Here is a 13,224-nt window from a genome sequence, read left to right as displayed (position 1 = left end):
GGTCCGGCCGAAACCTGTCCTCAGCCGACCTCGCCGAGACCGACCCGGTCGAGCACCCAGGCGTATTCGAAGGCGACTTCCTTCCACTTCTCGTAGCGGCCGCTGACGCCACCGTGCCCGGCGCTCATCTCCGTCTTCAGCAGGAGCTGGGCATCGCCGGTTTTCGTGGCCCGCAGCGCGGCGACCCACTTCGCGGGCTCGACGTAGAGCACGCGGGTGTCGTTGATGCTGGTGATCGCCAGGATCGCCGGATAGTCCACGGCCGCCACGTTCTCGTACGGCGAATAGGACTTCATATAGGCGTAGACCTGCGGATCCTCCAGCGGATTGCCCCACTCGTCCCATTCGATGACCGTCAGCGGCAGCGACGGGTCCAGGATCGAGGTGAGTGGATCCACGAACGGCACGTTGGCGAGGATGCCCGCGAACAGTTCGGGAGCCAGATTGGCCACCGCGCCCATCAGCAGCCCACCGGCACTGCCACCGTCGGCCACCAGCACCTGCGGCGTGGTGACGGCGGTGTCGACGAGATGGCGGGCGCAGGAGACGAAATCGGTGAAGGTGTTCTTCTTGGTGAGCGTCTTGCCGTTCTCGTACCACAGCCGGCCCATCTCACCACCGCCGCGCACATGGGCGACCGCGAACACCATGCCGCGGTCGAGCAGCGACAGCCGCGACACCGAGAAACCGGGGTCGATACTGGCCTCGTAGGAGCCGTATCCGTAGAGCAGCAACGGTTTCGGACCGGAACCCTCACTGTCGCGGCGGCGCACCACCGAGATCGGAATCCGGGTGCCGTCCGCCGCGGTCGCCCAATCCCGGTGCTGCACATAGTCGTCCGGGTCGTAGCCGCCGAGTACCTGCTGCTGCTTGCGCAGCATCAGCTCACCGGTGGCGGGCACATAGTCGAAGACCTGCATCGGGGTGATGAACGAGGTCACGCCCAGCCGCAGCGTCGGCTGCGCCCATTCCGGGTTGGAGCCCACGCCGGCGGAGAACAGTTCCAGACCGAATTCCAGTTCGCGCAGTTCGCCGTAGCCTTCGGAAGTCAACGGCCACACCGCGACTCGCGGCAGCGCCTCGCGCCGATACGAGAGCACGAGGTGATCGCGGAAGCAGTCGACGTCCTCGAGCCGCACATCGTCGCGATGGCCGATGAGCATGGTCATCGCCGCCGGATCGTCCACCGGGGCCTCGGTGAGGACGAAATTCTCGGCCTTCACGCCGTCGACCACATCGTTGTGCAGGATGAGCAGCCGGTCCTGCCCGCCGATCACCGCGTGTTCGGCCGAATACTCCACGCCCTCGCGGCGCGGCAGCAGCACCCGGAACTCGCCCTCCGGATCGTCGGATTCGAGAATCCAGCCCTCGGTGGTGATCTTCGACCCGACCCAGATCATCAGGTACTTCTCGGACCGGGTGGCGCCGATGCTGACCCAGTAGCGCTCGTCGGGCTCGTGGAACACCGTGACGTCGTCGGTCTTCGCGGTGCCGAGGCGGTGGCGCCACACGGTGTCGGGCCGCCAGGATTCGTCGACGGTCTGGTAGAAGACGTGGGTTCCGTCCAGTGACCAGGTCGCCCCCGGCGCGGTGCCGGGGATCTCGTCGCCGAGCAGTTCGCCGCTGCGGAGATCCTTGAACCGCAGCACATATCGCTCGTCGCCGACCGTGTCGGTGGAATAGGCCAGCAGGGTGCCGTCGTGGCTGATCGAATAGGCGCCCAGGGCGAAGAAGTCGTGCCCCTCGGCCAGCACGTTGCTGTCGAGCAGAATCTCCTCGCCGGGGATCTCGATGTCTACCTCGAGTTGCGGCGGAGTCCAGTCGTCGCGGTCGGCGATCGGGCAGCGGCAGTGCACGCCGTACTGCTTGCCTTCGAAACTGCGCGAGTAGTACCAGTAGTCGCCCAGCCGCGCCGGAACCGACATATCGGTCTCCTGGGTGCGCGATTTGATCTCGTCGAAGATCCGCGCGCGCAGCGGGGCCAGGTGGGCGGTCTGGGCGTCGGTGTAGGCGTTCTCGGCCTCGAGATGGGCGATGACCTCGGGATCGTCCTTGTCCCGCAGCCATTCGTAGAAATCGACGAAGGTGTCACCGTGATGGGTGCGTTCGGCCGGGACCTTCTTGGCCACCGGCGGGGTTACCGCCGCCGCGTCGTCGCCGGCGTTCTGGATGGTTCCGGTACCACTGTCGAGAGCCATGGTGACCACCGTAATCGCGGTGGCCCGGTCCGGGCGCGCACCCCCACGCCCGCCGACACGAGCAGATCGGCGAGCACGGGGGCGCGAACTCGGTCCGCGCTACCCCAGGCCGGTGGTCCGCGGTGCAGGCCGACGCAGGTCACGCCCGTTGCCGCGGGCCGAACGACGAGATTCCATCAGGAAGAACAGTGCGGCTTTGCGGCGCGGGCATTGGTCGGTGGGACAGCTGCTGTGACTGTGCAGGATGTTGTGTGCCTGCTCGACGGTGAGGTGCCGGGGCACCACCGCGCAACTGTCGAAGACGGGTGCCATGCGGTGCTCCATCCTTGTCGTCCCTTCAGTGCGGCAGGGCACGCCCTCTCGGTCTCTTGACCAGTCGACGCCATCCAACTGCCACAGTGCATGGGGTTTCCGATCAGGTTGCGGCGTAAACCAGCGGTGTTGCCGGGACGGGTGGACGAATGCCACATTCCGCAGGTCGGCATATCGGTGTGATTCCGGCCATGCCCGTACGCGCGGATTCGGAAACGACGCCGGTGCGGCGGCTTGCGACCGCCTACGCTCGGGGACGGCAGCGCCCGGCGGATTCCGGCGGGCGATCACATCGATGCAGGAGCACAGGTTGGAAGCGAAGAATCGCGAGATCGAGCCCGGGGCGGTCTGGCAGCGCAGCGGCGACGGGGAGGGCGGTGTCGAGGTGGCTTTCCTGGCCAGCGGCAATATCGGGCTGCGCGATGCCAAGAATCCGGATGGGCCGGCGCTGATCTTCACTCCCGGCGAGTGGCGGGCCTTCGTCGCCGGCGCCAAGGACGGCGAATTCAACCGCCCGGGCGCCCAGCCGCACTGAACCGAGCCCTGAGGGAATCCGGTCGCGCGGGCCGTCCCGGGCCCGCGCCGATCGGACAGCCGGCGATCAGGCTCCGATCGCCGCGCCGACGGTCGGCCAGGACGCGTGCAGATAGTCCTGCCAGTACGACCACGAATGTGTCCCGACCGGGCTGTGATCGACCCGGGCCGGAATTCGCATACCGCGCAGTCGCTGTTCGAAGGCGGTGACACAGACGTCCACGCCGGCCTCGATCGGCCCGCCCAGGACGATGTTCTCCGGCAGCTGCGGTTTGATCTCGGTCTCGTGCGGACCGGGGATACCGGTGCCGGTGGACAGGTAGAGAGTCTTGCCGCGCAGCCGATCCGCCAGCAGCGCCGGATCGTGGGCACCCCACTCCGGACTTCCCGGCGCACCCCACATATCGAACGGATTGCCGCCGCGGTTGGCGATCGAGAACATGATCGCCCCCTGCGCGATACCCAGATCCGGGCACGCACTGTAGCCCGCCACCGCCTCGTACAGCTCCGGATGGCGAACGGCCAGAACGAACGCCGCGATTCCGCCCATCGACAGGCCGCCGATCGCGTTCACGCCGTTGCCGGAGAAGGTGGCGTCGATGATCGGCGGAAGTTCGCGCGTCAGGAACGTCTCCCACCGGTAGCGGCCGAAATGCGGATCGTCGCGCTGCCAGTCGGTGTAGTAGCTCGCCTGCCCGCCGATCGGCAGGACGACATTGACGTTCTTACCGTGGAAGAAGGGTTCGGCATCCGTGGCGTTGGTCCAGGTGCTCTGCTGCACACCGGGATCGAGCCCGTCGAGCAGATAGTACGAGGGCCGCGCACCCCCGCCGGCCGGATGCAGGACCTGGACCTGAATGGTGCGTCCCATGGCTGGCGAGTCGATGAACAGCGCCGTCCGGGTCGGGCTCATATCGTTTTCTCCGACCACCCGCGCCGCCGATGCGCGTGGCTGTGGGCCCATCCAGGGACCGAAGACGCCCAGCCCGACTGTCAGCACAACCGCAGCAACGAGTGAACGCCGCATCTCCCCACCTCCGTCGACCCACCACAACTGCTACTTAAAGTAACGCACACTGTGGTGCCGTGCGGAGCTTTCGACCTCATGGCGTTTCCTCAGCAAACCGCCCGGTCCGCACCACGACTCAGGTGAGCCACCACTTTCCGTCCTGTCCGCCCGCCGCATTCGGTTGCGCCCGCCCGGCCGCACCCCGGATCGATGCGGCCAGATAGTCCAGGTCCGCACGCGGCGGGGTCGTCGCTCGATTGCGCAGCCCGAAGCCGTCGCCGGGCGTGCGCGGAATGACGTGCAGATGGACGTGGAAGACCTCCTGCCCGGCCGTAACACCGTCCGCGAGAAAGAGATTCACCCCGTCGCAGCGCACCTCGGACTCCCGCAGCGCGGCCGCCAGGCGCTGCGCGACCTGAAAGAGCTTGCCGCCGATCACCGGATCGAGTTCGGCCAGGCTGCGCGCCGGCACCTTCGGAATCACCAGCAGATGACCGGGCGTCATGGGACGGATGTCCATGAAGGCGAGAACGTCGTCGTCCTCGTAGACCTTGGACGAGGGCGCCCGCCCGGCGACGATATCGGCGAAAATCGTATAGGGGTCCATATCCGGCAACCCTAGTCGGCGATTTCGCCTGCGCCGCCGCACCATTCGCACGGCACCGAGCACGCGCGAGACCACCGCACCGAGCACGCGCGACACCACCGCGCGCACGGCGGCGCCGGGCGGATTCGGTGCCGCGACCATCGGGCCGGTGGCGGTTACAGAATCGGCGAGGGGGTGTAGCGGGCGGCCTCCGGATGCGCGTCGATCAGCTTCTGCGCCTGGGCCACCACATCGCTCACCTGCGCCTCGGCGGCGCCGATGAACGCGGTCCGGTCCGCCAGGGCGGCCTCCAGCCCGGCGCGGTCCAGCGGCATCCGGTCGTCGGCCGCGAGGCGGTCCAGCAGATCCGGTTCGCGACCCTGCTCCCGCATGGCCAGCGCGACCGCGACCGCATGCTCCTTGATGACCTCGTGCGCACTCTCGCGCCCGACCCCGGCCCGTACGGCCGCCATCAGGATGCGGGTGGTGGCCAGGAAGGGCAGGTAGCGGTTGAGTTCGCGCTCGATCACGGCCGGATAGGCACCGAATTCGGCGAGGACGGTCAGGAAGGTCTCCATCATGCCGTCGATGGCGAAGAAGGCATCCGGCAGCGCGACCCGGCGCACCACGGAACAGAACACATCGCCCTCGTTCCATTGCGCGCCCGCCAGTTCGGCCGCCATCGAGCCGTAGCCGCGCAGCACCACCTGCAGACCGTTGACGCGCTCGCACGAGCGGGTGTTCATCTTGTGCGGCATCGCCGAACTGCCGACCTGGCCGGGCTGGAAACCCTCGGTGACCAGTTCGTGGCCGGCCATCAGGCGCACGGTGTGCGCGAACGACGAAGGGCCCGCGCCCAAGTGGACCAGCGCGGAGATCACGTCGTGGTCCAGTGAGCGGGGGTAGACCTGGCCGACGCTGGTGAGCACGGTCGCGAAGCCCAGATGCCGGGCGACCTTCTGCTCCAGCTCGGCGAGTTTGGCGGCGTCGCCGTCGAACAGATCGAGCATGTCCTGGGCGGTGCCCATCGGGCCCTTGATCCCGCGCAGCGGATACCGGTCGATCAGCTCGCCCACCCGGCGCAATGCGATCAGCACCTCGTCGGCCGCACTCGCGAACCGCTTGCCCAGCGTGGTGGCCTGCGCCGCCACGTTGTGCGATCGACCGGCCATCACCAGCGCCTGATACTCGGCGGCCCGCTCGGCCAGCCGGGCGGCGACCGCGACACCGTGTTCGTAGACGTGTTCCAGCGAGAGCCGGATCTGCAACTGTTCGACGTTCTCGGTCAGATCCCGGCTGGTCATGCCCTTGTGGATCTGCTCATGACCGGCGAGGGCGTTGAATTCCTCGATGCGCGCCTTCACATCGTGGCGGGTGATCCGCTCGCGCTCGGCGATCGAGGCCAGATCGACCTCGCCCAGCACCCGCTCGTAATCCTCGAGAACCTCGGCGGTGACCGCCTCGGTACCGGCGGCGCCGAGTTCGGTCTGGGCCCGCAGCACCTCGAGCCACAGCCGGCGCTCCAGCACGATCTTGTTCTCGGGCGACCACAACTGCACCAGTTGCGGGCTCGCGTACCGGGTGGCGAGGACGTTCGGGACAAGACTCACGAACAGTCAGTCTAGTGTTCGATGCCTGCTCGGTTGCTGGGGCATGGCCGCGGGCAGATGCTGTGCCGCTGCCGACGGCACGGTCTGCGGCGCCATCAGCGGTTGCGGCACCGGCGGCGCGATCACATCGATCAGTTCCAGTAGCGCGCCGCGGGCGGTGCGGCGCGGTTGCGGATCGGATTCGGCCAGCGCGGCGACCACCGCCCCGTCGACCACCGCCACCAGCCGGCGCAACTGATCGGTGCGCACCATGCGGTCGGATCGGCGCAGCACATCGGCCAGCAGGTCCTCGAGCTGGGCGCGCAACCGCAGCTGCACCTCGCGCAGTTCCGGATGCCGGGCCGAGGCCACCGAGCGCTCGTAACGGGCGATCAGCCGCCCGCGCGCGAATTCGTCGGGTCCGTCGGTGCCGACCATCAGATCCACGACCAGATCGACGGTCGCCTCGGCGCCGCGCTTGCGGTGGGTGACCTCGCCGATCCGGCGGCGCATCGACTCCAGTTCGGCATTGCCGCTGAACTCGACCGCGCGCGCGATCAGATCTTCGAGCGATTCGAAATAGTAGGTCGTGGATGCCAGGGGCAGGTCCGCGCGCGTCGCCACCGAACGGTGGCGCACGGCATCGAAGCCGCCTTCGAGTAGCAACTCCGCGGCAGCCGCAACCAACGCTTGGCGACGCCTTTCGCCTTTCGGGGTCGTCGCGGTGATCACCGTGTCATCGTGCCAGTCATCATCGGTTCATCCGTGCCAAATCGGTGCGATCTGTGCAAATCTGTGCGTCTGTGCAATCCCGGCCGAATCGTTGCTGTGCAATCGACCATGGGACCGCGCAAATTTCCGGGATCCGGTCCGAGCGGACAGCCGGGACCGGTTCGAAATAGCAAGGGTTGAAATCACAACCCGAATCATTTGTACCGCATCCACGCGCTCCGGTGGGCCGGTACGGAAAGTCTGTGCGTCAGCTCAGATATCGGCCCAGTCGCACGAGTGCCTCCTCGATATCCGCGGTCGCGCCGGCGAAGGAGAAGCGGACCGTGCGGTGTCCGTTACGGGTGTCGAAATCGATTCCGGGGGCGAGGGCGACACCCGTGTGCGCCAACAGATCCGCGCACCAGCGCGTCGAATCCTCGCTCAGGTGACCGATATCGGCGTAGGCGTAGAAGGCGCCGTCGGCGGGCGCCAGATCGGTGATCCCGAGCGCGGGCAGCCCCTCGAGCAGTAGCGCCCGGTTGCGGGCATAGCGGCGGACGTGTCCGTCGAGTTCGGATTTCGCCTCCGCGCCGAACGCGTGCGCCGCCGCGAATTGCGAGATCGCCGGCGGGCACACGGTCATATTGGAGGCCAGCCGCTGCAGCGCCGGGCGCAGCCGCGCGGGCGCCAGCATCCAGCCCAGCCGCCAGCCCGTCATCGAGAAATACTTCGACACCGACCCGATCACCACCGATTCCCGCGAGGTCTCCCAGGCCGAGCTCACCGGTTCGGTATCGCCGTCGTCTCCGGAATACGCGATGCCGTGATAGATCTCGTCGGAGATCAGCAGCGTGCCGTGGTCGTCGCACCAGCGGGCCAGCGCCGCCAGCTCGTCGGGGGCGATCATGGTGCCGGTCGGATTCGCCGGGCTGGCCACGATCACACCGGCGGGCGGTTCGGGCAGCTCCTCCAGCATCGCCACCGTCGGCTGGAACCGGGTCCGGGGCCCGCAGTCCAGTTCGATCACCCGGCAGCCCAGTGCCGTCAGGGTATTGCGGTAGGCCGGATAACCGGGGCGAGCGACCACGACGGTGTCACCGGCATCGAATGCGGCCAGGAAGATCAGCGTGAACGCGCCCGAGGAGCCGGTCGTGATCACCACGTCGTCGGCCTCGACCTCGACGCCGTAGGTGTCGCGGTGATGAGCCGCGATGGCGCTGCGCAGTTCCGGTATGCCGAAAGTCTCGGTGTAGCCGAGTAATTCGGCGTCGAGGGCCACCCGGGTGGCGCGCCGCACCGGCACCGGGGCGGGTGTGGAGGGCTGACCGGCCGCCAGGACCAGCACATCGCCGTGGGTGCGGGCGCGTTCGGCCGCGGCCTTCCAGACATCCATGACATAGAAGGTCGGAACGGTGGACCGCCGGGATTCACTGCGCACCAGACGACGGTAGAACACCGCGTCCGCCGGCCGGCGCGCAGCGTAGTCCTCGGCGCCGGGTGCCTGAGACGTTGCTGTGCGCCGCCGCGCCTGCCTGCGCGTCCGGGCGAGCCCCTGTTATCGTCGGCAGAATGCCTGACCAGGCACGCCGCGCGAAGTCGTACCAGGGGGGTTGGACCGTGATCCGCCCCGACTGGCGAACGACGCTGCGCCGCGACCGCCCCTCGATCGCCGGCCGGATACGGTCCTCGGCCCGTCGCTCACGCGAACAGGGGCAGGCCGCGGTGGTCGAATGGCGCGGGCGGTCGCGGCGGTGGCGCCGTGCGCTGCGGAATCGGGACTGGCGCGAGGAAGCCGAGACCCTGTGGCCCCGGCTGCGCGGCTGGGTCGGCGACCATCGGGTGCTGGTGATCGGAATGGTCGTGGTCGGACTGTTCGCCGCCGCCGACACCGTGGCGCCGCAGCCGATCGAGTCGACACCGAAACCCGGTGCGGCACAACGTATCGCGGTCGCCTACCCGCTGCAGGTGCAGGCCGAACCCGAAACCAGCAAGCGCTATCTGGCCGCCATCGACAACGGGGAGCGCATGCGCGAGGCGCAGGTGGTGGCCGCGGCCTCGCGAGCCACCCTCGACCGCGCGAAGGCCGAGGCCGCCGCGGCGGTCGCCGGGACGCCGCAACCGTGGCTGCCCGGACCCGCCACCACGATTCCCGGCGGCATCGCTCCGGGCGGAATCGCCCCGGGCATCGGCGGTTTCGCGCTACCCGCGCGCGGGGTCTTCACCTCCGGGTACGGCGGCCGGTGGGGCACCTTCCACTACGGGATCGATATCGCCGCGCCCATCGGCTCACCGATCTACGCCGTCGCCGACGGCACCGTCATCGACGCCGGGCCGGCGCAGGGCTTCGGACTGTGGGTACGCATCCGCCACGACGACGGCACCATCTCGGTGTACGGCCACATGTACGACTTCTCGGTCTCGGTCGGCGAGCGGGTGCGCGCCGGTCAGCAGATCGCCCGCATCGGCAACCGCGGCGATTCCACCGGCCCGCACCTGCACTTCGAAATCCTCATCGGCGGACAGCACGTGGACCCGCAGCCGTGGCTGGCCATGCACGGCATCCAGGTCGGCTGACCCGGACCACCGTTACGACTACACCCGCGTGGGCAGCGAGATCCGGTCCTCCACGGCGGCGAGGCCGATATCGGTGCGGAAGTGGCTACCGGGCAACTTGATTCCCGCGATGCGCTCGTAGGCGTTCGCCCGGGCCTCGGTCAGATCACCGCCCGTCGCAACGACATTCAGCACACGACCGCCGGCCGACAGCAGCGCGCCGTCCGCGCGCAGCGACGTACCGGCATGCAGCACTTCGGCATTCGAGCCCGCGGCCGGCGCGCTCTCGGTGCCGGAGATGACGTCGCCGGTGCGGGGACGGCCCGGGTAGTTCTCCGCCGCCAGCACCACCGTGATCGCCGCGCCGTCCTTCCAGACCGGCGGCTGCGCCTGCGCCAGTGTTCCGGTCGCGGTGGCGTGCAGCAGCGCGCCGAGCGGACTGTCGAGCAGGGCGAGCACGGCCTGGGTCTCGGGATCACCGAAGCGGCAGTTGAATTCGACGACCGCGGGACCGGCCTGGCCGATCGCGAGGCCCGCGTACAGCAGTCCGGAGAACGGGACGCCACGCCGAACCATTTCGGCGGCAACGGGTTTCACCACGTCGTCGACGATTTCGGTGACGGTCTCCGGGGGCAGCCACGGCAGCGGGGTGTAGGCGCCCATGCCGCCGGTGTTGGGACCGGTGTCGCCGTCGCCGACGCGCTTGTGATCCTGAGCGGGCAGCAGCGGCACCACGGTCTCACCGTCGACCAGGCAGAACAGCGAGACCTCGGGACCGTCGAGGAACGATTCCAGCAGCACCGGATGACCCTGTTCGAGCAGTTCGGCACCGTGATCACGAGCCGCCGACCGGTCGGCGGTGACCACCACGCCCTTCCCCGCGGCCAGCCCGTCGTCCTTGACGACCCAGGTCGGCCCGAAGCGATCCAGCGCGGCGTCGAGTTCGCCCGGATGATCGACGACCTCACTGTGCGCGGTGCGCACCCCGGCCGCGGCCATCACATCCTTGGCGAAGGCCTTCGATCCCTCGATCCGCGCGGCGGCGGCCGACGGGCCGAAACAGGCGATCCCCGCCGCCCGGACCGCGTCGGCGATACCGAGCACCAGCGGCACCTCGGGACCGATCACCACCAGATCGGCGGCGAAATCGCGGGCCAGGCCCACGACGGCCTCCGCACTGGCCGGATCGACCGCCCGCACCTCGGCGACCTGGCCGATCCCCGGATTACCGGGCGCGACCGCGATCGCGGTGACCCCGGGATCCCGCCGCAGGGCTTCCACCAGGGCGTGTTCACGGGCTCCGGATCCGATGACGAGTACGCGCACGCGTGACAGCTTAGGGGACGCGGGTGAACAGCAGATGCGGGTACCGGGAGGACAGCCGGCCGCCCCGGCCACCGCCGCCCGCCCGGGCGGGGCACTATGAAACCCATGCCATCTGTATTCAGCGCGATCATTGCCGGACAGCTGCCGGGGCGGTTCGTGTGGGAGGACGAGGAATTCGTCGCCTTCCTGACCATCGCCCCGGTCACCCAGGGTCATACACTCGTGGTTCCTCGCAAGGAGATCGACCAGTGGCAGGATCTGGATCCCGCCACGTTCGCGCGGCTCAACGAGGTCGCCCAGAAGATCGGCCAGGCGGTGCGCAAGGCGTGGGATGCGCCGCGGGCGGGCCTGCTGATCGCCGGGCTGGAGGTGCCGCATCTGCACGTGCACGTCTTCCCGGCGTTCGAACTGGGCGATTTCAACATCTCCGGCGCGGACACCGATCCGAGCGCGGAATCGCTGGACGAGGCGCAGGACAAGATCAAGCAGGCGCTGCGCGATCTCGGTTACGGCGCGAACGTCCCCGCCTGAATCACTCCTGAGCGCGCGACTTGTTCGAACCGCAGCCTCGTAGCGGTTAAGTGGCTTTGAGACGCATCTGCTCGTGAAGTGGAAGCCATTGACCGGACCACTCCACGAGCAGATGCCTGATTACGTCATCTCAATGGTCGAGCCAGAAGTAGAAGCCAGGACCGCCAGACTTGTCCGTGTAATAAATGCATGCGCCGCCACTTGCTCCCGAGGCCCCGGCGTCGAAATTGCAGGATTGGAAGTCCGGATACGGCCCATAGTATTTGCCATCGTCTGCCGATGCAACAGCGGTTGCTCCGATCGATATCGTAGCCGCTATCATCACAGTCGAAATAAGTTTGCCGACCATAACGCCTCCATCAATAAGAAACAAATACGGACTCACGCCCGATGAAACAGTCCACCCAGGCGTTCGACAATGAACGGCGCGGACGATAACCGCTCCGCCGACCTCTCGCTACGCTGTGCGTCACATAGCGCTCTGAGCTGCCCAGATCGTATACATAGCGCCGACGGCGGAGGTCCGAAAGCCTCTTTGCAATACCGCGCTCCCGCCCGCAGACAGACACGAGAAATACGATCTATCCAATAGACCCCCTGTCCCCGCCTCGACATCCCCCGTCGGGCACGACCAGATTAACCCAGTCCGATGCCGATAGCAACCACGGGGACGGCGGGCGCCATTACCGATACCTTGACGAAGCCTATGCTGTGCCGAGAGGCGAAAGAGAGCATCCTGCAGCCAATTTTAGTGAAACGCCTGCGTTCCCATCATTCCGCAAAACGCACATTGAACGTCCACTGAAATTCCCTACTCGGCATCTCCCGTTCACTGCAGAGTCCGACGCAAATCGGACCACGGATCGTTCCGAGCGGTCGGTCGGCAGCGACTCCGCTGGATGCGATTCGCAGGAGAGGCGGGCCCTGAACAGACGACCGGGCAGGTGGCTACCCGAATCCGCCTGCCTCGGTCATTGCGGCAATGACCGAGGCAGGCGCACGGCGAAAATGGTGCCCTTTCCGACCTCGCTGCGCACCGAGACCGTGCCGCCGTGCGCGGCGACCAGCGCCTGCACGATCGCCAGCCCCAGTCCGGTGCCACCACTGTCTCGGCTACGCGAGGTGTCGGTGCGGTAGAAGCGCTCGAAGATGCGCTCGGCGTCCTCGGCGGGCAGCCCCGGTCCGGTGTCGGCGACCTCGATGACGACCTCGTCCGGCCCGGGTGTCAGCGCGACGGTGACCGCCGCGTCGGGCGGGGTGTGGATCAGCGCGTTGTTGACCAGATTACCCAGTACCTGACGCAACCGCGCTTCGTCGCCGCGCACCTCCAAAGTCCCTGTCCCCGGGCGTACGTCGAGGTCGATAGGTCGGCGTGGCTCCTCGGACCGCTGCGCCGCGTCGACGGCCCGGGCGTTGTGCACCGCATCGCTGGCCAGTGCGAGCAGATCCACCGGCCGGCGTTCCACCGGGCGCTGCGCATCGAGGCGAGCCAGCATCAGCAGGTCCTCCACGAGCAGGCTCATCCGCTTGGATTCGCGTTCGATCCGATCCATGAACAGGGCCGGATCCGCCAGCGCCCCTTGCCGATACAACTCCGCGAAACCCTTGATCGTGGTCAGCGGGGTCCGCAGTTCGTGGCTGGCGTCGGCGACGAACCGCCGCATCCGGGCCTCCGAACGCCGCGCGGATTCCTCGGATGCCTCGGTCGCGGCGAAGGCGCTCTGAATCTGGGACAGCATGCCGTTGAGCGACTGTGAGAGCCGATCGACCTCGGTGTTGGTGCCCTGCACCGGAACTCGCCGATGCAGATCCCCGCCCGCGATGGCCGCGGCAGTGTACTCGACCTCGCCGAGCGGACGCAGACTACGCCGGATC

Annotated in this window: 12 protein-coding genes; 3 read left to right on the top strand and 9 right to left on the bottom strand. The window is 67.9% G+C overall.

Features of this window, described 5'->3' with window-relative positions; genetic code table 11:
• Positions 1 to 20 precede the first annotated feature (20 nt).
• Entirely contained in the window at positions 21 to 2,198 is a 2,178-nt protein-coding gene (locus RJ03_RS02905) for a S9 family peptidase (protein WP_051024207.1), read from the bottom strand.
• Positions 2,199 to 2,297: 99 nt separating this feature from the next.
• Positions 2,298 to 2,510, bottom strand: coding sequence for a hypothetical protein (locus RJ03_RS02900; RefSeq protein WP_063065915.1), 213 nt, complete (start codon positions 2,508 to 2,510; stop codon positions 2,298 to 2,300).
• A 310-nt stretch (positions 2,511 to 2,820) separates the two neighbouring features.
• On the opposite strand from RJ03_RS02900, the gene RJ03_RS02895 reads away from it, so the two are divergent.
• A complete protein-coding gene (locus RJ03_RS02895) occupies positions 2,821 to 3,045 on the top strand; it encodes a DUF397 domain-containing protein (RefSeq protein ID WP_223273481.1) in 225 nt (74 codons plus the stop codon).
• A gap of 66 nt (positions 3,046 to 3,111) precedes the next feature.
• Here RJ03_RS02895 and RJ03_RS02890 read toward each other — a convergent pair whose 3' ends face one another.
• From RJ03_RS02890 to RJ03_RS02870, 5 genes are all read right to left on the bottom strand, one after another.
• Complete coding sequence (locus RJ03_RS02890) at positions 3,112 to 4,071, bottom strand: alpha/beta hydrolase (RefSeq protein WP_036497749.1); 960 nt, start codon at positions 4,069 to 4,071, stop codon at positions 3,112 to 3,114.
• Between the two features lie 118 nt (positions 4,072 to 4,189).
• Complete coding sequence (locus RJ03_RS02885; RefSeq protein WP_051024205.1) at positions 4,190 to 4,660, bottom strand: HIT family protein; 471 nt, start codon at positions 4,658 to 4,660, stop codon at positions 4,190 to 4,192.
• Between the two features lie 155 nt (positions 4,661 to 4,815).
• Complete coding sequence (gene purB / locus RJ03_RS02880) at positions 4,816 to 6,249, bottom strand: adenylosuccinate lyase (RefSeq protein ID WP_036497748.1); 1,434 nt, start codon at positions 6,247 to 6,249, stop codon at positions 4,816 to 4,818.
• A gap of 6 nt (positions 6,250 to 6,255) precedes the next feature.
• Complete coding sequence (locus RJ03_RS02875) at positions 6,256 to 6,960, bottom strand: TetR/AcrR family transcriptional regulator (protein ID WP_083870566.1); 705 nt, start codon at positions 6,958 to 6,960, stop codon at positions 6,256 to 6,258.
• A 247-nt stretch (positions 6,961 to 7,207) separates the two neighbouring features.
• The gene (locus RJ03_RS02870; RefSeq protein WP_036497811.1) at positions 7,208 to 8,377 is read right to left on the bottom strand and encodes a pyridoxal phosphate-dependent aminotransferase; all 1,170 of its coding nucleotides are present in this window, start codon (positions 8,375 to 8,377) and stop codon (positions 7,208 to 7,210) included.
• A gap of 131 nt (positions 8,378 to 8,508) precedes the next feature.
• On the opposite strand from RJ03_RS02870, the gene RJ03_RS02865 reads away from it, so the two are divergent.
• Entirely contained in the window at positions 8,509 to 9,513 is a 1,005-nt protein-coding gene (locus RJ03_RS02865) for a M23 family metallopeptidase (RefSeq protein ID WP_036497746.1), read from the top strand.
• Between the two features lie 18 nt (positions 9,514 to 9,531).
• Here the strand turns inward: RJ03_RS02865 and purD are convergent, their stop codons facing one another.
• A complete protein-coding gene (purD, locus tag RJ03_RS02860) occupies positions 9,532 to 10,818 on the bottom strand; it encodes a phosphoribosylamine--glycine ligase (RefSeq protein WP_036497744.1) in 1,287 nt (428 codons plus the stop codon).
• 105 nt (positions 10,819 to 10,923) lie between these two features.
• Here purD and RJ03_RS02855 point away from each other — a divergent pair, with 105 nt between their 5' ends.
• Positions 10,924 to 11,349 (top strand): HIT family protein, encoded by a 426-nt coding sequence (locus tag RJ03_RS02855; protein WP_036497809.1) that lies wholly within the window; start codon positions 10,924 to 10,926, stop codon positions 11,347 to 11,349.
• A 971-nt stretch (positions 11,350 to 12,320) separates the two neighbouring features.
• On the opposite strand, the gene RJ03_RS02850 is transcribed toward RJ03_RS02855, so the two are convergent.
• On the bottom strand, positions 12,321 to 13,224 hold a 904-nt coding region (locus RJ03_RS02850), incomplete at its 5' end, for a HAMP domain-containing sensor histidine kinase (protein ID WP_036497743.1).

It is taken from the genome of Nocardia aobensis NBRC 100429 (genome assembly GCF_000308375.1).
GTDB classification, from domain to species: domain Bacteria; phylum Actinomycetota; class Actinomycetes; order Mycobacteriales; family Mycobacteriaceae; genus Nocardia; species Nocardia aobensis.
Note: the sequence above shows the minus strand (reverse complement) of the source record. Positions and strands in the feature narration are given on the sequence as shown.